Origin of the sequence: Citrobacter sp. C348, from assembly GCF_047467975.1 — a bacterium.
GTDB lineage: Bacteria > Pseudomonadota > Gammaproteobacteria > Enterobacterales > Enterobacteriaceae > Citrobacter > Citrobacter gillenii.
In genome coordinates, this window is the sequence record NZ_JASJUJ010000002.1 from 323438 (window position 1) to 345371 (window position 21934).

The 21934-nt window shown below is 49.4% G+C and carries 26 protein-coding genes; 14 read left to right on the forward strand and 12 right to left on the reverse strand.

Going from position 1 to position 21934, the window contains the following annotated elements:
• Positions 1-151: 151 nt before the first annotated feature.
• Positions 152-2602, forward strand: coding sequence for a glycogen phosphorylase (glgP, locus tag QNN86_RS05485; protein ID WP_414210739.1), 2451 nt, complete (start codon positions 152-154; stop codon positions 2600-2602).
• Positions 2603-2634: 32 nt separating this feature from the next.
• On the opposite strand, the gene QNN86_RS05490 is transcribed toward glgP, so the two are convergent.
• Positions 2635-3561: a LysR family transcriptional regulator gene (locus QNN86_RS05490; RefSeq protein WP_182270117.1), complete on the reverse strand. Its 927-nt coding sequence runs from the start codon at positions 3559-3561 to the stop codon at positions 2635-2637.
• A gap of 207 nt (positions 3562-3768) precedes the next feature.
• Here QNN86_RS05490 and bssR point away from each other — a divergent pair, with 207 nt between their 5' ends.
• Positions 3769-4155, forward strand: coding sequence for a biofilm formation regulator BssR (gene bssR, locus QNN86_RS05495; protein ID WP_096757726.1), 387 nt, complete (start codon positions 3769-3771; stop codon positions 4153-4155).
• A 102-nt stretch (positions 4156-4257) separates the two neighbouring features.
• Positions 4258-5370, forward strand: coding sequence for a PQQ-dependent sugar dehydrogenase (locus QNN86_RS05500; protein WP_414210740.1), 1113 nt, complete (start codon positions 4258-4260; stop codon positions 5368-5370).
• A gap of 16 nt (positions 5371-5386) precedes the next feature.
• On the opposite strand, the gene QNN86_RS05505 is transcribed toward QNN86_RS05500, so the two are convergent.
• Complete coding sequence (locus QNN86_RS05505) at positions 5387-6013, reverse strand: glutathione S-transferase family protein (protein ID WP_117341693.1); 627 nt, start codon at positions 6011-6013, stop codon at positions 5387-5389.
• 318 nt (positions 6014-6331) lie between these two features.
• Between QNN86_RS05505 and dacC the strand changes: the two genes are divergently transcribed.
• Complete coding sequence (dacC, locus tag QNN86_RS05510) at positions 6332-7534, forward strand: serine-type D-Ala-D-Ala carboxypeptidase (protein WP_115259972.1); 1203 nt, start codon at positions 6332-6334, stop codon at positions 7532-7534.
• Between the two features lie 45 nt (positions 7535-7579).
• Here dacC and deoR read toward each other — a convergent pair whose 3' ends face one another.
• A complete protein-coding gene (gene deoR / locus QNN86_RS05515; RefSeq protein ID WP_181618992.1) occupies positions 7580-8338 on the reverse strand; it encodes a DNA-binding transcriptional repressor DeoR in 759 nt (252 codons plus the stop codon).
• A 66-nt stretch (positions 8339-8404) separates the two neighbouring features.
• Entirely contained in the window at positions 8405-9013 is a 609-nt protein-coding gene (gene ybjG, locus QNN86_RS05520; RefSeq protein WP_181618993.1) for an undecaprenyl-diphosphate phosphatase, read from the reverse strand.
• Between the two features lie 298 nt (positions 9014-9311).
• Between ybjG and QNN86_RS05525 the strand changes: the two genes are divergently transcribed.
• On the forward strand, positions 9312-10544 hold the full coding sequence (locus QNN86_RS05525; protein WP_181618994.1) for an MFS transporter: 1233 nt from the start codon (positions 9312-9314) through the stop codon (positions 10542-10544).
• 28 nt (positions 10545-10572) lie between these two features.
• Here QNN86_RS05525 and QNN86_RS05530 read toward each other — a convergent pair whose 3' ends face one another.
• The 3 genes from QNN86_RS05530 to QNN86_RS05540 form a co-directional block, all read right to left on the reverse strand.
• Complete coding sequence (locus tag QNN86_RS05530) at positions 10573-10854, reverse strand: hypothetical protein (protein WP_414210797.1); 282 nt, start codon at positions 10852-10854, stop codon at positions 10573-10575.
• Positions 10855-10962: 108 nt separating this feature from the next.
• Positions 10963-11778, reverse strand: a complete 816-nt coding sequence (locus QNN86_RS05535) for a Cof-type HAD-IIB family hydrolase (protein WP_279277066.1) — start codon at positions 11776-11778, stop codon at positions 10963-10965.
• The gene (locus QNN86_RS05540; RefSeq protein WP_279277065.1) at positions 11778-12986 is read right to left on the reverse strand and encodes an MFS transporter; all 1209 of its coding nucleotides are present in this window, start codon (positions 12984-12986) and stop codon (positions 11778-11780) included. Before QNN86_RS05540 ends, QNN86_RS05535 begins: the two co-directional genes overlap by 1 nt.
• 85 nt (positions 12987-13071) lie before the next feature.
• Between QNN86_RS05540 and QNN86_RS05545 the strand changes: the two genes are divergently transcribed.
• Complete coding sequence (locus tag QNN86_RS05545; protein ID WP_279277064.1) at positions 13072-13614, forward strand: TetR/AcrR family transcriptional regulator; 543 nt, start codon at positions 13072-13074, stop codon at positions 13612-13614.
• Positions 13615-13629: 15 nt separating this feature from the next.
• Here QNN86_RS05545 and QNN86_RS05550 read toward each other — a convergent pair whose 3' ends face one another.
• Positions 13630-14427, reverse strand: a complete 798-nt coding sequence (locus tag QNN86_RS05550) for an SDR family NAD(P)-dependent oxidoreductase (RefSeq protein WP_182270111.1) — start codon at positions 14425-14427, stop codon at positions 13630-13632.
• Between the two features lie 305 nt (positions 14428-14732).
• Here QNN86_RS05550 and QNN86_RS05555 point away from each other — a divergent pair, with 305 nt between their 5' ends.
• A complete protein-coding gene (locus QNN86_RS05555) occupies positions 14733-15140 on the forward strand; it encodes a hypothetical protein (protein WP_414210741.1) in 408 nt (135 codons plus the stop codon).
• Here the strand turns inward: QNN86_RS05555 and QNN86_RS05560 are convergent.
• The 3 genes from QNN86_RS05560 to QNN86_RS05570 all read right to left on the reverse strand — a co-directional run bounded on the left by QNN86_RS05560 (position 15094) and on the right by QNN86_RS05570 (position 18299).
• The gene (locus tag QNN86_RS05560) at positions 15094-16158 is read right to left on the reverse strand and encodes a tyrosine-type recombinase/integrase (protein WP_414210742.1); all 1065 of its coding nucleotides are present in this window, start codon (positions 16156-16158) and stop codon (positions 15094-15096) included. The genes QNN86_RS05555 and QNN86_RS05560 overlap by 47 nt on opposite strands.
• A gap of 85 nt (positions 16159-16243) precedes the next feature.
• Positions 16244-17710, reverse strand: coding sequence for a hypothetical protein (locus QNN86_RS05565; RefSeq protein ID WP_414210743.1), 1467 nt, complete (start codon positions 17708-17710; stop codon positions 16244-16246).
• Positions 17711-17726: 16 nt separating this feature from the next.
• Positions 17727-18299, reverse strand: coding sequence for a phage repressor protein CI (locus QNN86_RS05570; RefSeq protein ID WP_414210744.1), 573 nt, complete (start codon positions 18297-18299; stop codon positions 17727-17729).
• Between the two features lie 123 nt (positions 18300-18422).
• Here QNN86_RS05570 and QNN86_RS05575 point away from each other — a divergent pair, with 123 nt between their 5' ends.
• The 3 genes from QNN86_RS05575 to QNN86_RS05585 are packed head-to-tail and all read left to right on the forward strand — an operon-like array spanning position 18423 to position 19427.
• The gene (locus QNN86_RS05575) at positions 18423-18644 is read left to right on the forward strand and encodes a regulator (RefSeq protein ID WP_414210745.1); all 222 of its coding nucleotides are present in this window, start codon (positions 18423-18425) and stop codon (positions 18642-18644) included.
• A gap of 32 nt (positions 18645-18676) precedes the next feature.
• On the forward strand, positions 18677-19186 hold the full coding sequence (locus QNN86_RS05580; RefSeq protein ID WP_414210746.1) for a phage regulatory CII family protein: 510 nt from the start codon (positions 18677-18679) through the stop codon (positions 19184-19186).
• A 7-nt stretch (positions 19187-19193) separates the two neighbouring features.
• The gene (locus QNN86_RS05585) at positions 19194-19427 is read left to right on the forward strand and encodes a phage filamentation protein Fil family protein (protein WP_414210747.1); all 234 of its coding nucleotides are present in this window, start codon (positions 19194-19196) and stop codon (positions 19425-19427) included.
• Here QNN86_RS05585 and QNN86_RS05590 read toward each other — a convergent pair.
• Positions 19375-19833, reverse strand: coding sequence for a hypothetical protein (locus QNN86_RS05590; RefSeq protein WP_414210748.1), 459 nt, complete (start codon positions 19831-19833; stop codon positions 19375-19377). The two genes, QNN86_RS05585 and QNN86_RS05590, sit on opposite strands and share 53 nt — an antisense overlap.
• Positions 19834-20053: 220 nt before the next feature.
• On the opposite strand from QNN86_RS05590, the gene QNN86_RS05595 reads away from it, so the two are divergent.
• The 4 genes from QNN86_RS05595 (at position 20054) to QNN86_RS05610 (ending at position 21933) form a co-directional block, all read left to right on the forward strand.
• Entirely contained in the window at positions 20054-20395 is a 342-nt protein-coding gene (locus QNN86_RS05595; RefSeq protein ID WP_414210749.1) for a DUF5347 domain-containing protein, read from the forward strand.
• Between the two features lie 67 nt (positions 20396-20462).
• On the forward strand, positions 20463-20699 hold the full coding sequence (locus QNN86_RS05600) for a DUF2732 family protein (RefSeq protein ID WP_414210750.1): 237 nt from the start codon (positions 20463-20465) through the stop codon (positions 20697-20699).
• Positions 20699-20926, forward strand: a complete 228-nt coding sequence (locus tag QNN86_RS05605) for a TraR/DksA family transcriptional regulator (protein ID WP_414210751.1) — start codon at positions 20699-20701, stop codon at positions 20924-20926. Before QNN86_RS05600 ends, QNN86_RS05605 begins: the two co-directional genes overlap by 1 nt.
• Entirely contained in the window at positions 20923-21933 is a 1011-nt protein-coding gene (locus tag QNN86_RS05610) for a phosphoadenosine phosphosulfate reductase family protein (RefSeq protein WP_414210752.1), read from the forward strand. Before QNN86_RS05605 ends, QNN86_RS05610 begins: the two co-directional genes overlap by 4 nt.
• Position 21934 lies beyond the last annotated feature (1 nt).

Here is a 21934-nt window from a genome sequence, read left to right on the forward strand (position 1 = left end):
TCGCTCGCCACTGGTTTAAGCTGGCGATTATTAATGAATGAACTTCATTCTATTACTCGTCATGAAGTGAGCCCGCAAAAGAATCAACGCTCATAAATTTATTTGTGCTTTATTTTTCTGCCCCTGTCCGATTCTACGAGGTCACGCTGATATGTATATTTCCCCACTTCCTACAGCCGCCGAAATTGATGTTGATAAACTCAGGGATGATATTGCCAATAAACTCTTATTTACCATTGGTAAAGATCCGGCCATTGCCACTAAACGTGAATGGTTAAACGCTACGCTATATGCCGTGCGCGATCGCATGGTCGAACGCTGGCATCGTTCAAACCGGGCGCAATTCTCTCAGGATGCCCGTCAGGTTTATTACCTGTCGATGGAGTTTTTGATTGGGCGTACATTGTCGAATGCGCTGCTGTCTCTGGGGATTTATGACGAAGTGAACAGCGCGCTCGAAGCCATGGGACTGGATCTGGAAGAGCTGATTGACGAAGAAAACGATCCAGGGCTTGGCAATGGTGGTCTCGGACGTCTGGCGGCCTGTTTCCTTGACTCGCTGGCCACGTTGGGTTTACCGGGATGCGGTTACGGTATCCGCTACAACTACGGTATGTTCAAACAAAATATCGTTAATGGGGTGCAGAAGGAGTCGCTGGACTACTGGCTAGAATACGGAAATCCGTGGGAATTTAAGCGTCATAATACCCACTATAAAGTGCGCTTTGGCGGTCGTGTTCAGCAGGAAGGCAGCAAAGTCCGCTGGATTGAGACCGAGGATATTCTGGCCGTAGCGCATGACCAGATTGTCCCAGGTTATAACACCGACAGCACCAATACATTGCGCTTGTGGAATGTGCAGGTTAATAGTGAAGTCAATTCAGGCAAAGTAAATCTGAATGATGATTTTACCGTTGAAGTGGAAAACAAATACCATTTTGAAAAGATCTCGCGGGTGCTGTACCCGGATGACTCCACCGACGCAGGTCGCGAGCTGCGCCTACGCCAGGCTTATTTTTTGGCCTCAGCGACCATTCAGGACATATTGAGCCGGCATTATCAGCTGCACAAAACGTATCATAATCTGGCTGATAAAATCGCGATTCACCTTAATGATACCCACCCGGTTCTGGCGATCCCGGAATTGATGCGTCTGTTAATCGATAATCATCAATTTGCATGGGATGATGCGTTTGACGTGACTTGTCAGATTTTCTCCTATACCAACCACACTTTGATGAGTGAAGCGCTGGAAACATGGCCGGTAGAGATGCTGAGCCGGATCCTGCCGCGCCATTTGCAAATTATTTTTGAAATTAACGATCGCTTCCTGAAATCCGTGGCGGATAAATATCATGATGACAGTGAGCTGCTTAAACGGGTCTCGTTAATTGATGAATCGCATGGCCGGGTGGTGCGGATGGCCTGGCTGGCCGTCGTGGTCAGTCATAAAGTGAACGGCGTGTCGGCATTACATTCAAAATTGATGACGGAATCACTGTTTGCTGATTTTGCGCGTATCTTCCCGATGCGGTTTACTAATGTCACGAATGGCGTGACGGCCCGTCGCTGGCTGGCATTGGCGAACCCGCCGCTGGCAAACGTACTGGATGAGAATATCGGTCAGAACTGGCGCACTAACCTGACGCAGTTGGCTGATCTGAAACAGTATATTGATTATCCAAGCGTGAACGACGCGGTGCATCGCGCGAAACACAAAAATAAACAGCGGCTGGCGCACCATATTGCCACCCAGTACGGGGTGGTGGTGGATCCTGCGGCCCTGTTTGATGTACAGGTGAAGCGTATCCACGAGTACAAGCGTCAATTATTGAACGTACTCCACGTGATTACACGCTACAACCGTATTAAAGCTGCACCGAATGAAAACTGGGTTCCTCGTGTGAATATCTTTGCCGGTAAGGCTGCTTCGTCGTACCACATGGCGAAACAGATTATTCGCTTAATAAATGACGTGGCACAGCGGGTGAATAACGATCCACAAATCGGCGGCAAGCTGAAGGTGGTGTTTATCCCGGATTACAGCGTCAGCCTGGCGCAGCTAATTATTCCGGCGGCTGACCTTTCCGAGCAAATTTCACTGGCAGGGACCGAGGCTTCCGGTACCAGCAATATGAAGTTTGGCTTAAATGGTGCGTTGACCATTGGCACGCTGGACGGGGCGAATATTGAAATGCAGGAATATGTCGGCGAAGATAACGTCTTTATCTTTGGTAATACGGCGCAGGAAGTCGACGCCTTACGACGTGACGGCTATAACCCAAGAACGATTTTTGAGAATGATGCCGAACTGCATCAGGCACTGACGCAAATTGGCACCGGCCTGTTTAGTCCACAGGAGCCTGGGCGGTATCGCAACATCCTCGATTCATTGATCAACTTTGGTGACCATTATCAGGTGTTAGCGGATTATCGCCGCTATGTTGATTGCCAGGACTCTGTGGATGAGTTGTATCGCACTCCCCGTGAGTGGACGACGAAAACGCTGCATAATATTGCCAATATGGGGTACTTCTCGTCGGACAGAACGGTACAGGAATACGCCAATAATATTTGGCGTATTACCCGGATCCATGTCTAACCCTTAATCACAACGGGTGTTCTCCCTGGTTTTCAGAACAGGGAGGATGCTTGTAAATCGGCGAGAATTGGCGCCAGGAGCTTATGGGTATTGGTTTCTTTGCGCGATGAGGCAAAAATACTGAATTGCGGTAACGGGAACGGCGTATTGATTTTTTTCAGGCCATAAAGTGGCGCATGCGTGGCGAAGACTTTTTCCGGGATCACCCCTAAACATTGGGTATTCGCGACAATCGTGAGGATCGCGGTAAAAGAAGAGGTTAGCAGGCAGCGATCCCCGGTTCTGAATTTTTTATCCACGATGCTGCGGTGATAAATTATTTTCTCGTTTTTAGTGTTGTAGCCTACCAGATTGGCACTTCTGAACATTTCCTCACTGATCGAATGACCATACAACGTATTATTTTGTGACGCTGCCAGTACCAGCCGCATATCACATATTTTTTGACAGGAAATACTGCCTGATTCCACGGAAAAGGTAGAAAAAACAACATCAGCCTGCCGCATCGTGAGCAGTTCGATAATACTCTGCTCATTTAAATCAGCGGTAAGATGCAGGAGACTGATATCCGCGTTATTGCTGATTATTTTTTCCGTGACGTCGGGAATAACAATCGGTGAAATAAACGATTCCGTATACAGCGTGAGCCTTTTTCTAGATGCTGGGGAAGTATGTGGCATTAGCAGCGACAGTTTATCAATAATCGGCATTGCATTGTCGTAAAGCTCGTCGGAATAGACGGTTGGTAATAACGCATTGCCGCTGCGGACAAAAAGATTATCTCCCATCAGTTCGCGCAGTTTTTTTAACGACTGACTGACAGCCGAGGGAGAAATATTCAGCATATCGGCGACGCGGGTAATGCTCCCTACGCTATAAATTAAACAGAAAATGGTGAGCAGATTCAGGTCTATCTTTGATAGCGTGCGTATCTTCTCGGCATCATTTGCTTTTGACATAGACCCCTCATCATCCGTGTCGCGACAGTAACCCCATCAGGTATAGCAAAAAATTATCGCTACGTCAGAAACAGACGGTTTCTCTGTGCGTTGTAACATTGTAAATAATGTTAATCAATTAGGGTTTATTGACGTGGAGCATCAATTTGTTCAAAAAACGACCATACTATTAAGTTGCACCATGGTTGGAAAGAGGAGGAACAAAGTATGGTCGTTGACAGACTGAGAACCGATCTTCTCAACAAGTTGATAAACGCCCGTATCGATCTCGCCGCTTATCTGTTGTTGAGGAAAGCGAAAGGCTATATGTCAGTGAGTGAGAGCGATCGTCTGCGTGATAATTTTTTTGCACTGAATCGCGAACTGCATGATGACCAATCACAGCTCCACGGTATGCATCTTGACCAGGAAGAGTGGAATGCCCTGCGCCGTGCTGAAGGGGCGTTAGCCGCCGCGGCTGTTTGTCTGATGAGCGGACATCACGATTGTCCGACCTTTATCGCCGTTAACGCAGAGAAACTGGAAAACTGCCTGACAACGCTGACGCTGAGTATCCAGTGTTTGCAAATGTACTCAACGCTGGAACACGTCTGACCCCGGGGGAGGACGCTCCCCCTTTTCGTTAAGATTGTGTAAAAGATGCGGGATATTACTCCTGGCTGGCTACGCTTTATGCAGAGCCATTAAGGAGGTGTTATGCGGCGACTCTTTCTCTGTGCGGCCCCACTGTTACTGTTTGCCCCTCACGCCAGTGCCGAACCGTCTGCGCTGAAGGTTGAGGTGCTGCAAACCAAACTTGATCACCCCTGGTCACTGGCCTTTTTACCGGACAACCGCGGCATATTACTCACGCTGCGGGGGGGACAGTTGCGACTATGGCAGGCGGGGGAAGGGCTTTCCGATCCGCTAACCGGGGTACCAAAGGTCTGGGCGCACGGTCAGGGCGGGTTGCTCGATGTGGTGCTGGCTCCGGATTTCGAGCGTTCCCGGCGGGTGTGGCTCAGCTTTGCTGAGGCCGACCATGAAGGGAAAGCGGGTACGGCGGTCGGCTATGGACGACTGAGCGACGATCTCAAACATCTGCAGGCGTTCCAGACGGTTTTTCGCCAGATGCCAAAACTTTCAACCGGTAACCATTTTGGTGGCCGCATGGTGTTTGACGGCAAAGGCCACCTGTTTATTGGTCTGGGTGAAAATAACCAGCGCGCTACCGCTCAGGATCTGGACAAGCTGCAGGGTAAGGTGGTGCGACTGACCGATGAGGGCAGCATTCCGCCGGATAATCCATTTGTGAACCAGGCCGGTGCTCGAACTGAGATTTGGTCCTATGGCATCCGTAATCCACAGGGGATGGCGATGAATCCCTGGAGTGACACGCTGTGGCTCAACGAACATGGCCCGCGCGGTGGCGACGAAATTAATATCCCCGAGAAAGGCAAAAACTACGGCTGGCCGTTAGCGACCTGGGGGATGAACTACAGCGGTTTAAAAATACCTGAGGCTAAAGGTGGAATTGTTGAGGGTACGGAACAGCCTGTTTTCTACTGGGAAAAGTCGCCGGCGGTCAGCGGGATGGCTTTTTACAATAGCGATACCTTTGCGCAGTGGCGGCAGAAGGTGTTTATTGGCGCGTTAAAAGACCAGGATGTGATCGTTTTAAGCGTTAACGGGAATCAGGTTACTGAGGACGGGCGTATTTTACGCGAAAGAGGACAGCGGATCCGCGATGTGCGTGTCGGACCAGACGGTTATTTGTATGTGTTAACCGACGAGTCCGACGGGCAACTACTGAAGGTGAGCCCCCGGTAGCCGCAGCGCTACAGCATCAGCTGACCGGGATCATCACCGCTTTTTGGAACGCTGGACGTTCGGTAAGCTGCTGGTACCAACGCTCAAGGTGAGGACGTTCGGTCCAGCTCAGGCCAACGTTAAACAGGTTGTAGATAAACGGGGCGATGGCGATATCGCCGGTACCAAACTCGTCCCCGGAGAACCACTGTTGGTCGGCCAGCGCGTTGTCGAGCATGGCAAACAGGTTGTCGCAAACCTTCGCGCCTGCGTCAATGGCCGCCTGGTCGCGTTGTTCTGCCGGTGTTCTGACCAGACCAAATAAGATGACCCGATGAGCAGGGCTTAGCGTCTGGTTAGCCCAGTCCATCCATTTTTCGCCTTCTGCACGTTTTGCCGGGGCATCGATCCACAGCCGTTTTTGCCCGTATTGGGCGGCCAGATAGCGGACGATGGTATTGGATTCCCACAGTAAAACGTCGGTTTCATCATCGCGTAGCAGGGGGACCAGACCGTTTGGATTCATCGCCAGGTAGTCAGCATCTCGGTTGATACCGTGCTGCCCGCCCGCCAGTATTTGGTTATACGGCAGTTCCAGTTCTTCGAGCGTCCACAACACTTTTTTCACGTTGGTCGAGTTATTGCGACCCCACAGTGTAATCATAGTAACCCCGCGTAATCATTGAGCAGCTTGATGGCTGCATTCGGTATTAAACCCGTTACATGGTGGGGTAAACCTAATATTTACGCAACAACACGTAAAAAAATCGTGATGAAAGCGGCGCAGCGCAGTGTTATTGCATAAACTTTAAAAACTTTACCAACTTACGGTTTCTTTAAGCTCGTTAGTGCGTTATTACTCACCGCACTTATTTTACACGTCATCCATCAGGCCGCTTCTGCGCGGGTTTGGCCGATGCAGTTTGTGTAAACATGGTGTGTTATGACGTGGTTTTTTGGAATGGATACTCGGGTGGCATTTATGACGCAATACTTCTCTTCCCTTCGCAGTTTCGCCGCAGGTTCAGCGCTGTTATTCCTTTTGGCACCGACCGCACAGGCGGTAGAGCAACCCACCGCGCCGCCGAGCGTGGATGCGCGCGCGTGGATCTTAATGGATTACGCCAGCGGCAAGGTGCTGGCGGAGGGCAATGCTGATGAGAAATTGGATCCAGCCAGTCTGACCAAGATCATGACCAGCTATGTGGTTGGCCAGGCGCTGAAGGCCGGGAAAATTAACCTGAACGACATGGTTACCGTAGGAAAAGATGCCTGGGCGACGGGCAACCCGGCTCTGCGTGGGTCTTCAGTGATGTTCCTGAAACCCGGCGATCAGGTAGCGGTCTCCGATCTGAACAAAGGCATTATTATTCAGTCGGGTAATGATGCATGTATCGCGCTGGCAGATTACGTGGCTGGCAGCCAGGAATCCTTTATTGGTTTGATGAACGGCTATGCGCAAAAGCTGGGACTGACGAATACCACCTTCCAGACGGTGCATGGTTTGGATGCGCCGGGGCAGTTCAGTACCGCGCGCGACATGGCCTTGCTCGGTAAAGCACTCATCCACGATGTGCCGGAAGAGTACGCCATTCATAAAGAAAAAGAGTTTACCTTTAATAAAATTCGCCAACCGAACCGCAACCGCCTGCTGTGGAGCACCAACCTGAACGTGGACGGGATGAAAACGGGCACCACGACGGGCGCGGGTTATAACCTGGTGGCTTCCGCCACCCAGGGCGATATGCGCCTGATCTCGGTAGTGCTGGGAGCGAAAACCGACCGTATTCGATTCAATGAGTCAGAGAAGCTGCTGACGTGGGGCTTCCGCTTCTTTGAAACGGTCACGCCGATTAAACCGGATGCCACCTTTGTGACCCAGCGCGTCTGGTTCGGCGATAAGAGTGAAGTGAATCTGGGCGCAGGCGAAGCCGGTTCGGTGACTATTCCGCGCGGTCAGCTTAAAAATCTGAAAGCCAGCTTTACACTGACCGAACCGCAATTAACCGCGCCACTGAAGAAAGGCCAGGTTGTGGGGACTATCGACTTCCAACTGAACGGGAAATCTATTGAGCAGCGTCCGTTGATGGTGATGGAGGCCGTTGAAGAGGGCGGATTCTTTAGCCGGATGTGGGATTTTGTGATGATGAAATTCCACCAGTGGTTTGGTGGCTGGTTCTCTTAATCAGCGTGATTGCCGGACAGCGTTTGTGCGTCCGGCAATGTCATTTCAGTACACCAGTTTAATGTGCTGCGCTTTTGCGTAATCAACAAACTCATCGTCAGGGCGGGTATCGCTGATGATGCTGTCAAAGCGTTTTAGCTCCCCCATCCGTGCGGGACGCACCTTGCCAAACTTGCTGTGATCCACCACTAATACGTGATACTGCGCCATCGACATCGCCCAATGCTTCACCGGTAGTTCTTCCAGGTTAAAACAGGTTGCACCTTTGTCAATGTGTACGCCAGCCGCAGAATAAAACGCGATATCCGGGCACAGGTTGTTCAGCGTTTCCTGGAAATCGAGTGGTTTGAAAATAGCGTTGCTGGCGTGGAATTCACCGCCACATAGGATGACGCGACACAGCGGTTTTTCCTGGAGTACCAGAAAGGTATTCAGCGAGTAGCAAATCGCGGTGAAAGGCAGATCGTTATCGATAGCTTCAATGATCCACGGCGTGGTGGTGCCACAGTCAAAAAAGATCGTCTGATGCGCCTGAACGAGGCTCGCAGCTTGTTGGGCCGCACGTCGTTTCTCATCCACCAGCCGGGACTTTTGGTCGCTGATTAAGTAGTGGCTGGCGCTACGGGGTTCCAGAACAATATAGCCTCCCAGCAACACGACCGGGGCATTGTTATTATTCAGGTCGCGACGGATGGTCATCTCAGATACGCCAAGTAGCGTCGCGGCTTCTTTAAGGTGTAATTTATCGCTGCGTTTCAGCGCCTGCAGCAATTGACCAATACGCTCGTCGCGTCGTGTTTCCATAGTTCCCCTGGTGAGTAGAATAAGCGTTTCATATCGCGAACTTAATACTACTCTTTTTACCGTGGATTAGTCACGCACCCAGCCTTTACGGATCGGCAGGGCGAAGCAGGTGCGATAGCAGGCCTGCAACGCGGAATACAGCGTGGTGCCGAACCGTTGCCAGATCATCTGAGCGCTCAGACAGCCGATAAGCCCTGCCAGTAATCCTCCCAGCATATCCAGCGGCCAGTGTACGCCGAGGTACACGCGTGACCAGGCGATCGCCACGGCAATCGTCATAAACAGGGCGCCAGACCACAGGCGATGCCAGAACAAAAAGGCCAGCGCAAAGGTAAAAATGACCGTGCCGTGATCGCTCGGGAAAGAGTCATCAGGCGCATGGTGCAGGAAGTTGTAGCCGATGTGGTTCACGAACGGGCGATCGTGTGGAAACAAATGCCCCATTAGCCATGAAATAGTCAGGCCGACGATCAGCGCCAGCGCCATTTTGATCACCAGTTTGCGCTGAGCCGTCACGTGGTCACGCGGGCCCCAAAGCCACAGAATTACAGCTAACAGCGGCACGATGCTGATCAGATCTTTAGCAATAAAGATGGCAAATGCGATCGCCCATTGCGCAGAGTCCGGCGTGGCGTTGATCAGATAAAATAGCGAGTTGTTCAGATTTTCCAGCATAACATCCAGATTCACGACAGTAGTTAAAAAGAGTCCCATCAGGCAGAGCATAAGATTGCTTTCACGGGATAAAAAGCGGCGTTGTCTTATTTGTCAGCTAAATGACTCTTTTTAAGATAATTAATGACGGATATAGAGCATGATAACGGCTTCAACTTAAATTAACCTTAAAGCAAAAGTGCATTGTGAAACTGAGTGTAAAAATGTGCGCATTTTGCGGCCAAATCACATAATTCACTATCACCAGTCCGGCGCATTTATTACACTTTGCGCGTTTTTTCATTGGTTAAGAGACTTCATGCACAACCGTTTATCTTCAGGCGCCCGACTGGGGCGTCAGGCATTACTTTTCCCTCTCTGTCTGGTGCTTTACGAATTCTCTACGTATATCGGCAACGATATGATCCAGCCCGGTATGTTGGCGGTGGTGGAGCAATATCAGGCCGGATTAGACTGGGTCCCCACCTCCATGACTGCGTACCTGGCAGGCGGCATGTTTTTGCAGTGGCTATTAGGACCGCTGTCGGATCGTATTGGTCGTCGGCCGGTGATGTTAACCGGTGTGGTGTGGTTCATTGTTACCTGCCTTGCGACGCTGTTTGCGCAGAACATTGAACAATTCACTTTCCTGCGCTTTTTGCAGGGCATTAGCCTGTGCTTTATTGGCGCGGTGGGCTATGCCGCGATTCAGGAATCCTTTGAAGAGGCGGTATGCATTAAAATTACCGCCCTGATGGCGAACGTGGCGCTGATTGCCCCGTTGCTGGGCCCGCTGGTCGGCGCAGCCTGGGTGCACGTGCTGCCGTGGGAAGGAATGTTTGTGCTGTTTGCGGTACTGGCCGCCATCGCCTTTGTTGGCCTGCAGCGCGCGATGCCTGAAACCGCGACCCGACTGGGTGAAACGTTGTCGATTAAAGAGCTGGGCAAAGACTACAAGCTGGTGCTGAAGAACGTGCGTTTTGTCGCCGGTGCCCTGGCGTTGGGCTTTGTCAGTCTGCCGTTGCTGGCGTGGATTGCGCAATCCCCGATTATCATTATTAGCGGTGAACAGCTGAGCAGCTATGAATATGGTCTGCTACAGGTGCCGATTTTTGGTGCGCTGATCGCCGGTAACCTCGTGCTGGCGCGCCTGACCGCACGACGCACGGTACGGTCGCTGATTATTATGGGCGGCTGGCCAATCGCCGTGGGGCTGATTATCGCCGCGGCAGCCACGGTAGTCTCTTCCCATGCCTATTTGTGGATGACGGCAGGGCTGAGTGTTTATGCGTTTGGGATTGGCGTGGCAAATGCCGGACTGGTACGCCTGACGCTGTTTGCCAGCGACATGAGCAAAGGAACAGTTTCCGCTGCGATGGGCATGCTGCAAATGCTGATTTTTACCGTCGGTATTGAGCTGAGCAAACATGCTTATTTGCTTGGTGGCAACGGTCTGTTCAGCCTGTTTAATCTGGCCAGCGGCGTGCTGTGGCTGGCGCTGATGTTTATCTTCCTGAAAGATAAGCAGGTAGGGGATTCACGGGAAGGCTAAAGCCCGGCTGCCCGGGCCTGACGCAAACTTAGTGGTGATCGTCAATCTGATGCTCAATAACCATCCCTTCGCCTACGCTGGCGACATGCCGTGCATAAGGATGTGCACGATAAACAGGCGCCGGTGCAGGGGCCGGAGCAACATAAACCGTCTGTGGCGCGGTAGTCACGCTGACCGCCTGCGGCACGCTCACGGAAGAAGGAACCACGACAACTTTATAACCGCTTGGTACATCAACAGTGACGCTTTGTGCCAGCGCAGTTCCCGCAAACCCCAGCAATAATGCCGCCATCAGTACATTCTTCTTCATCATCAGATCACCTGAAAATAGTTACTGGAGATAATTATCCAGCGGGTTAATGTGATGCGGATTATGAAGAGATCGTACCTGCATTTTGTTGCCGTCCGTGCTGAGGCGTTACTGCGTAAAGGGCGCTTCGTTTTTTAGCACCCGGTCGATAATATCCAGCACGCCCTCTTCGTTGTTCGACCCTGTGCGATATTTCGCCGCCTGGATAACTGGCTCATGGGCGTTGGCCATAGCAAAACTGAACCCCGCTTGACGAAGCATCTCAATATCATTGCCGCCATCGCCAAACGCCACCACTTCCTCATCGCGAATATTCCAGCGTTGTTGCAGCAAACGCAGACCGTTTGCTTTATGTACGCCTGGAATAATTAAATCGATGCTGCCGTAACCGGTATGTACCGGAACCATCATGTCGCCAATCGCGTCGTGGAGATCCGCCTGGACCTGTGGGATGCGATTGTCGGAAATATTCAGCCCAAATTTGAAGAACACGTCGTTGATATTGTCAAAATTATCAACAAACTCAAGACGGTGATAGTACATGGCGGAGACGGATTTGTGTTCATCGCTGTACTGTTTCAGGGTGTAGGCGCTATTTTTTCCGCAGGCAATAATGTCGATGTCCGCTCGGGTCAGCAGATGTTCCACGATGGTCTGAAAATCCTCTTGTGCCAGCTCGCCGTTAAACACATCTTCCCCTTCACTGACCACCCAACCACCGTTTTCCGCCACAAAGGAGATCTCATCGACCAGTTCAGGGAAAAAGGAGATCAGTTGGTAGTACTGATTGCCGCTGGCGACCACAAAGCGGATCCCCTGAGCTTGCATTTGACGATACTGCGCCATAAACCGTTCACGGTTGTAGGTCTTTTGGTCACTTAAAAAGGTGCCGTCCATGTCGACTGCAATTAACTTAATAGCCATTAGCTGTTCTCCGTCACAGGGGTATTTTTAACGTCTGGTTTGGCGACCGCCTTCGCGACGATGGCCGCGACCAGCACCAGTGCCAGCACCACCAGCATGGCGCTACGTAGGCCATAGTGTTCACCCAGATAGCCGAGCAGCGGCGGCCCGACCAGAAAGGCCAGATAGCCGGTGGTTGCTACAACGCTCACGCGGGTTGGTGCATCGGGGCCGGTATCGCTGGCGGCTGAAATAGTCAACGGGAAGCCCAGCGACGCGCCGAGTCCCCACAGGATAACCGACACGCCTGCGACCCACGAACTGTCGACAAAGATAATCAGGCTAATACCCAGCGCGCCCATTAACGCACTGGCACGTACGACCGCAACGCGGCTGTAGCGATCGATAAACCAGCCGCCGGTAAACCGTCCGACGGTCATGCCCAGCGTAAACCCGGCATAAATCAGCGAGCCAGAGGTCGGGCTAAATCCGTGTCCGTCTACCATCAGCAGCGGAAGCCAGTCATTGGCGGAACCCTCGGCAAATGCCATCGCCAGTACTACGACGCCGATGAGCAGCAGCTGGATATCGCGGTAAAAGGGCAGCCCTTTTTCGGCTGAGTGAGAACCGTCAGCGGCATTTTTACCGGTGCCGTCAGGAATCGCTTTGATGGCGATAAATATTGGCGCAATAGCCACCAGTGCCGCCAGCAGAATATGCGCATTGGCGGGAACGCTAAAGGCGGTGAGCACCATCCCGACGCCTGCGCCAGCCAGGGTGCCGAGGCTATAAAAGCCATGCATCATCGGCAGCACGGTTTTGTTCATCTCACGCTCAACCGCCGCGCCTTCGACGTTAATGGCAACTTCTGCGGCACCAAAGCTGGCACCAAAAACCCCCAGCCCAAACGCAAATAGCCAGGCGGAATGCAGCCATAGCGCTACGCTAAGGATCGCCATCCCAATGACCGCGCATGACATGGTGGTGCGGATCACTTTCCGCGTGCCAAATCGTTTCACCAGCCAGGCCGAACAAAGAATGCCACTCATCGAACCAATAGAGAGTCCAAATAATACTGCCCCCATTTCAGCGGTAGAAACGGAGAGGATATCTCTGATGGCTGGGGTACGCGTTGCCCAGGAGGCCATTAATAATCCTGGTAAAAAGAAAAACATAAAAAGCGCCCAGGTTCGGCGTCTTAAGGCTTTGCGTGATGAGATGCCAGTCATGAATTCGAGCCAAAGAAATGAGGAAAGGAGACAACATTAGCAAGGTTGTGTACATTTGTACACAAATGTAAGAAGAGGAAATGCAGTGCGACGCGCGAACGATCCACAACGGCGGGAAAAAATAGTTCAGGCTACTCTGGAAGCGGTAATAACTTATGGTATTCATGCAGTTACGCATCGTAAGATTGCAACGATTGCGCAGGTGCCGTTGGGTTCAATGACCTATTATTTTTCGGGAATCGATGAGCTTCTGATGGAGGCATTCGGTCATTTTACCGAAACTATGTCGCTGCAATATCAGGCATTTTTTATGGACGTGATGGATGCGCCACAGGCCTGTCATGCCATTACTGAGATGATTTACAGTTCGCAGGTCACCACGCCGGATAACATGGAGATTATGTACCAGTTGTACGCGTTCGCCAGCCGTAAACCGGCTTTGAAAACGGTGATGCAAAACTGGATGCAACGCAGTCAACAAACCTTAGAGCAGTGGTTTGACCCCGCCACGGCCCGTGCGCTGGATGCCTTTATTGAAGGCATGACGCTGCATTTTGTGACCGATAAAAAACCGCTGCAGCGAGACGATATCCTGGTGATGGTTGAGCGCATCGCCGGGCTGTCGTAGTACTGACACAGCTTATCAACTGACGGTTGCGCCCCCGGTGACATTTACTACCGTCGCGGTCATCGCACTGGCGTGGTTTGATGCCAGAAACGTGGTGACCTCGGCGATTTGTGCCAGCGTTGGCAGACGCTTAAGCATCGTACTTTGCGCGGCGCCGCCAAGCCATTGTTCGACGGTTAACCCCATTGACTGCGCTTTTGCGGCGAATATTTCCCCGGTATAAGACCCTGCTTGCACCGCATCAACAATGGCATGCGATCGCACGCCGAGGACGCGGATATTCCGTGGGCCAAGCTCGCTGGCGAGCGCTTTAATAAACGCCTCGATTCCCGCGCAGCCAACGATGTGGCCCAGATGCCCCTGCATCGCCATGGACGCCGCCGGGGCAACAACGGTGATAATCGTTCCTGCTCGCTCACCGCCCATATGTGGCGAGACTGCTTTAGAGATAGTGAATTGTGCGGTGAGAAAAGGGATGATGCCGCGCATAAACTCCGCCAGGGATAATGCGTCAATTTGTTTACCCTGATCGTGCATAAAGCCGGTGGCGTTGACCACCACGTCAATCCCCCCGGTGTTCTGAACAAGGTGCATAACTTGCTCAGCTGTCGACTGCTCGTCGAGCACATCGATGATAAAGGTGTCGGCCGAGCCACCCGACGCGCGAATGCGGCTCGCTGCCTGGTCGAGCTTTTGCTGGTTGCGTGCACCCAGGAACACATGTGCCCCTTCGCGTGCCATCACCTGCGCAACCGCGCACCCTATTGCACCGCTACCCCCGAAGATCACCGCGACTTTGCCTGCAAGTAACATTGCGCACCCCATCACCAAAAGCACCGTGTAAAAGTATGTGCCATAACCGGCATGATGCAAATTGGTCGAAGGGCCAGGAAGGGCGGCAAATTTCAGGCAACAAAAAACCCATTTATGTAAACGGGTTAGTAAAAACAATGACTTGTAAGATAATCAATAAGTTAGTTTGGTGGTGAGAAGTGACGATTACGGGGTATTGCCAACCGCTGCCGCCACTTTGTCGCCACTAGGCATTCATTGCTTATTTCTGACTCTAAGCGAATGTTTATACTTCGCAGCGATGATTAGTTTACCCCGGATAAATCATGAAGCTGTTGATAGCCTCTATGTTATTGCTGTTTGGCCCTATCAAGGGTTTTGATTGCTACGTTAAGAAATTTCTCCCTGATGAGTACGGCAATCCTAATTTTAGTGATTCGTCTCAAGAGTTACGGAAAAAACTCCATTCGGCTGCAGCGACCAATCTTGTGTTTTTCGTTGTTGTCATGGCTGGCGTTTGGTACGAATGGAGGATAGAGTCGACATTTATTAATTGCGTTAAAGCAGGGTCTGCATACGTCGCACTGACAGTTACATTAGGGCGGGGTGGTTGGAATATCCAGACATACAAGGGAAACACTCTCACGGAAAGAATTGATCGGCTCATTTACAAGTTGGCACAGTACATCAATGTGGCGATTTTGCTGGTGACGTTGTATTACCCTGGCAAATGATTTGCGTACCCAAGGTTGCTAAAGGGTTAAAGCGTAACGCTGTTTCAAGATGGTCAGGTGCCAAGTGAGCATAGCGCATAGTCATTTTTATGTCGTGATGGCCCAGGATTTTCTGCAAAGCAAGAATGTTGCCACCAGACATCATAAAGTGTGCCGCAAACGTGTGGCGCAGAACGTGAGTAAGTTGCCCACGAGGAAGGATAATGGAAGTCCTGTCCATCACAGCTGAAAACTGGAAGTAGCAGTCAGTAAAGAATTTGAAGCCATCCAGGGCAATAATTTCCTCATACAACTCTTCGCTGATCGGAATGCTGCGGTTTTTTTTGCCCTTAGTTCTAACAAACGTAATTCGATACTTTGTGACCTGAGATCGTGTCAGGTTCACAGCTTCGCGCCAGCGTGCTCCTGTACTCAGACATATTTTAACGACTAGAGCGAGCAGGGGGCTTTGGCGCTCGCAGTCGTACAGAAGTTCTGTGATTTGTTCATGTGTAAGCCAGGCCATTTCCTTTTCGGCAATGGTGAACTTGCGCATGTTCTCTAGCGGGTTCGGTGCTGTCCATTCGCCAAGCCGAGACAACTCGCTAAATACTCCGCTCAGATAGCTTTGCTCCAGATTGATGGTTACCGGGCTGGCTCCATTCCTCCACTTCTCGCTAAAGTAGATTTCACCCGTCAGTCGTTTATCGCGGTAATGCGCAAACAACTTTGAGCTGAGATCTGTAGCTAGTGGATTTCCGAGTGCATCGACCATCAGGACCAACTTGTCGTAAACATGCTCGCCAGCAGTCAGGGATTTGCCGTGCAGTTTGAACCAGAGTTCAACGACGTCTTTCAGAGTTCGACGGTCTACTGATTCACCCAGCCAGGGTTTCGCCTCCGTTTCTTCCATAGTGTGGCGTTCAAAAGCCAGTGCTTCGCCTTTAGTGCCGAACTGCTTACGCACACGCCGCCCATTGCGCCCAGCAGGGTAGCATTCACAAATCCATTTTCCGGTGTCGAGTTTTCGTACTGCCATAAAAAAGCCCTCATGTCTGAGGACTAAACTTAACTGTATATATATCCAGTTTCAATGTTTAAAAATCAGAAATCAAACATCACTTTTATTTGGGGATTGAATCACTCAGATGTCGTGTTTGAAAACCTAAGCTATAGAAGTCATTATAATAGTCGGAAAGGTTGTAGATTCTCAATATTATACGATTGCATAATATCCTCAAAATTTTCACTTCACGAACCAACGGGATTATTCCGTCCTCATCAGATTTGTTTCCGTGAGCGGAGTTATTACGTTGTTTGAAACTTATCAATTCTAAATCTCCTAAAGAAAGGTTTAGTAGTTCATAAAATCTACTTGTTAAAATTGAGTGTGGAGTTTGATTCAAACTTGATAGCTTATTTGAAAGTAATCTTTTTTCATCCTTAGATAAGCCGATGGAATCATCTAGGATTGTACTTAACGATTTATAAAGGGGCTTCCATAAATCTGTGCTAATAAGTTTTTGGTTGAAGTCAGTGGCATTGTTTTCTATATATTTACGTTGGATGAATTCTAAGCTGGCTCCAAATCCAACACCCTTGAGGTGTAGAGGAGAAGCTACGGCATGCCAATAGAGCCATGAAAAATGTGAAAAATCATAATCATCATAAGAAGTTACAATCTTCTGAACCATTAATCCAATTTCGTTTTCTCCAAGGATTAAATATTTTGCATCTGCAGGATGTAGCGGTAAAGGAGGAAGGCTATAAGATGAATGATAAAGATCATTTATTGCCGATTGTGTATGAATTTCGTATTCAAGAGAATTATAATTTTCATCTTTTAAAACACTTGAAATATGAATTAATTTGCAACCCAATATAAATGATAGTGCGTTTCTTATTTTTTTTCTCAGTTCGCTGTTACATTTTTCACTATAAAGAATGAATCCAGGGTTGTATTTTTTATCAATTTTTGGACAGTCAGTTCTTCCAAAAAAAACATCCAAATTATTAATCCGAATGTTGCAGCAGTTTGAACTGCTCGAAAAATTATCTCGATTCTCAGTGAATGAAATGGTGTTGTTTACCGACTTAAAATCTCTAGTTGTTTTTTTCTCACTTTTTTCGCTAACACTTGAACTCCAATGATAATTCCCAATATCCAGGTTTGTAATCCAGTCAATTGTGAATTTTTCCTTTCCTAAATCATTTTCTGAATTATTTGATCTTTTTAGGTTGTTTATTGCACACGTAATTGTAGCAACGATTTCATGCTCATTGTGTACGATATTTTTATTAATCAATGTTATGCCAGTGATTTCTAAAATGACATTTTCATCGAAAATATTTTCTAAGTTAAGAAAACCATCAGTTACGTACACCTCACCAGCTCTTCTCTCTGGTTCTTTATAAAAGTAATCATCTGAAAAATGTTGATTAATAAGTTTGTATGTTATTTTTAATTTTAAACTAAGTTTGTCGTCTCGATAAATTTCGAAAGAGTGAAAGTTGTTTAAAATACGATCACTTTCTTTTAATTGCCAATGGTTTGATTGGATATTTTCTAAGTCTTCCCATCCAAGATTCATGCGGATGACCCTTCTATTAAATTTGAGGTTCGAGTGTTGATATGACTCGACCTTTTATTGAGATATCATTTAAATTACTTATAAAACTTGTGAGGTTATTCTCAACTTTTAGTTGTCCTGCAGGTAAGCGATAAATCTTCCTAAACGACAGATTATCGTCAATAGATATTAACCAAAAACCATCAACTAAATTACTTTCAGAATAATCAACGAAATGAATTATATTTGCATCTTTGATTACATGAATGTTTCCAGAATCTACTGGTAATAATTTGTAGTCAAAAGAAATAGTGCCGTCTTTAACAAGGATACCGTTGCTTAACGTATAAGCGGGTAGCTCATCTAGATGTTTAGACGACGAAGCACCTGGTATTTTTGAACCCTCACCGGTAACTAACCATTCCAGGGCGACACCTGTCTCTAACGCACACTGAATTACGTAATCAGCTGGAAATGTATCTCGCAAGTAACGGTTTGCCAAAGTACTACTACTGATACCCAATTGATCACACAACGCCTGCTTCGTTGTATATCCGTATGCTTCCAACATGCGGTCAATAGCTGCCTTTCCACCTTTGCGTAAATCCATAAAAATCCCGAAATGTGAGTAAATGCCTTGACACTCACGTTTCGTGAGTCTAAATTCATCTCGAAACGTGAGTAAATCACTTCTAATCCCGGCTCACCACAAGCCAAAAGGAGATGTTGCATCATGACCCCTAACATTTCAATCACCCTGAACACGCCGCACGTCACAATTGAACGCTATAGCGAGCTAACAGGGCTGCCCGTAGACACCATAAATGACATGCTCGCTGATGGCCGTTTGCCGCGTCACCGTCTGCGTAAGGACAAGAAACGCGAGAAGGTGATGATTAACATCCTCGCGCTGACTGTTGATGCGCTTTCTGATTGCAATGTCGCTATTAGCTAGTTCCATTTTGAGATACATCGGAGTCGCTGACTATGTTTGACTATCGAGTTTCAAAACATCCGCATTTCCATGAAGCCTGCCGGACCTTTGCTTTGCGCCACAATATGGCGAAGCTGGCAGAACGTGCAGGTATGAATGTTCAAACCCTGCGCAATAAGCTAAACCCTGAGCAACCACATCTGCTCACCGCACCTGATATCTGGTTGCTGACCGATCTCACCGAAGACTCAACACTGGTTGATGGGTTTCTAGCGCAGATCCACTGCCTGCCATGTGTTCCGATAAACGAAGTTGCAAAAGAGAAATTGCCGCATTACGTCATGAGCGCTACGGCAGAAATAGGTCGTGTTGCCGCTGGTGCTGTCTCTGGTGAAGTGAAAACTACCGCAGGCCGTCGCGATGTAATCAGCAGCATTAATTCAGTCACGCGTCTGATGGCACTGACCGCAGTTTCATTGCAGGCACGTCTACAGGCAAATCCGGCGATGGCAAGTGCGGTAGATACCGTGACGGGTCTAGGCGCTTCGTTCGGTTTGATCTGAGGTGGTTATGCTGACGAAAGAACCTTCATTTGCATCACTGTTGGTGAGGCAAAGCCCGGCAATGCACTGTGGTCATGGCTGGATTCACTTACCTGATGGGAAAAAGTGGCATCCGTGTATTGAATTATCTCCCCGGCAGCAGGCTATCCGGGGAGTAGGTAAAAAGAGATTGCTACAACGTCTAAGTTTTAACGTGGCAGGCATCCTGCAAACCAGGCGAAAAGCTTTTCCTGGAAGCTGAGCTTAGTGTCATCAGGCAGACCACATGCAACAGCAGCTCTTTTGTAGGCTGGATTTAACAAAGAACCGAAAGGTGCGGAATCAGAGTGATGCAGCGTTTTCAATTTTTGTGCAATCAGTTCCGGGGTCAGTTCATCCCCAGCATAAAGCAATTCCCCGTACTGGCGGCTTTGTACGGTAGCACGCTCGGAAATAATTGCGGGTTGCCACACAAGTTGAATTGTTGCGATTACAACAACGGGCAAAGCGAACAACCATTCCAATCCTGTATCGGCAAATACTGCAGTACCGCTAATAATCTGGATAGCAGTCATCAATTTGTCAGCTCTACCATGAAACGTCGCTGTCATAAGCTCAAGGTAATAGCAGTAATGCAACTGGAAATATTCGGAGCTTTGTTTAGTCATGCCGGATTCCTATTTTTTATCTTGCCCCGGTTCTGGCTTAGGTGCAGGGGCAGGACGAGGCAATACATGGAAGTTGTCAGAGTCTGACATCAGGTTTCTCCTTCGTGGGGTAGATGATTGTTGGCGCAAATAGTCTACCACCAAGGCACGCGCCGGGCGTGTGAAAAAATCCCCGGCACAACTTCAAATAGTTATATGTACGACGAGATAGGAGGGGGCAATGGCTATTGATGGCCCGGCGGCGACAGTTCCATTAAGCCCCGGCAAACGTCTTGACGGACTGAACCATATTGCGGAATTACGCGCAAAAGTGTTTGGCCTGGATATTGAGTCGGAGCTTGAAAGGTTCATTGAAGATATGCGCAACCAAAGGGATGTTAACAATAAACAAAATGAGAGGGCACTGGCAGCCATATTTTATATGGCAAAAATTCCGGCAGAACGTCATAGCGCCAATATTAGTGATCTAACTACTGACGAAAAGCGGGAACTGATTAAAGCAATGAATCATTTTCGTGCAGTGGTGAGCTTATTTCCAAAACGGCTAACCATGCCGAATTAATCCACAACAGAAATTAATGGCGTAAACCCGCCGGGCTTCTTATTGCCCAAATTCAGGAGAAACAACTATGCGAAATATTGAAATCCGTATCGCCAAAACTGGAGCAGATGATGCTGGTCTGTTCCAGCTGTTTAACGATGCTCGTCTGGATGAACGGAAAAGCTGCGCCTTTGCCGTTTCAATCCGCATGGAGGCACTGGCGATCCACATTCTGCAGGAGGGTATGAATGGAGTAGAGGCAGCGGAATTACTGCGTCGTGAAGTGGCGCGTTATGAAGCGGAATCTTGGGGGGACTGGCACTGATGGCTGATTCAATGGACCTCGTACAACAGCGCGTTGAAGAAGAACGCCAGCGCCACATCCACACCACCCGCAACAGAGCGCCGGGCGTTTCTCGTGTTCTCTGCATTGATTGTGATGCACCGATCCCGCCAGAACGCCACCGTGCTATTCCGGGTGTGCAGTGCTGTGTCACCTGCCAGGAAATCGCAGAGCTGAAAGGCAAACACTATAGCGGTCGTGCTGTATGAACAGCATCGATCCGCGTTGCTTCGCCGCTAATTCCATTAACACCATCAGTATTTCAGGTGGCAAAGATAGTCTTGCGCAGTGGCTAAGGGCCATTGAAAACGATGTTCCACATATTTCTGTCTTTGCTGATACGGGCCATGAGCATCCGCAGACGATGGAGTATCTGGGTTATCTGGAATCAAAACTGGGCAAGGTTATCCGCGTAAAAGCTGATTTCACGCGCCAGATAGAAGGGAAACGTAAATTCATTGCGGAAAAGTGGCCCGTTTCTCTGGTTCAGGAATGCGGTATGTCGCCGGATGAGGCCGCAGAACGTATCCATCGGGCACTGGAAATACTTAAACCAAACGGCAATCCGTTTCTTGATTTGTGCATGTGGAAAGGCCGTTTTCCTTCAACAAAGGTCCGTTTTTGCACGTTTGAGCTGAAACATGAGCCGGTGCGAACGCAGGTGATCGTCCCGGCTCTGGACGAATACGACGAAGTAATTAGCTGGCAGGGCGTCCGGGGACAAGAATCACCGGCGCGTGCTTTGCTGCCGGAGTGGGAGGAAGACGCTGACGATACACCGGGCCTTCATGTTTATCGTCCGATCCTCAACTGGCTGCATGAAGATGTGTTCGCCCTTGCCAGACGCCATGGCATCAAACCTAACCCACTTTATCTGCAGGGCTGCAGCCGTGTCGGTTGTATGCCATGTATTCATGCCCGTAAGTCCGAGCTTGCAGAGATTTTCCAGCGTTGGCCCGAAGAAATCCGTCGAGTGGCTGAATGGGAAAGGATGGTTGCGGAATGTTCGCGCCGTGGCAATTCAACATTCTTTCCGTCCACACATGACCCGCGCCGGGCTGAAAAACGGATTGAAGTCATCACCGTTGATGCTTATGGCATTGAGTCTTACCGCGACTGGGCTTTAACCACTCGCGGTGGTGCGCAGTTCGATCTGCTGGCTGGAATGAACGATAAGGCGGTGTGCAGCAGTGTTTATGCCGGAGTCTGCGAGTGAC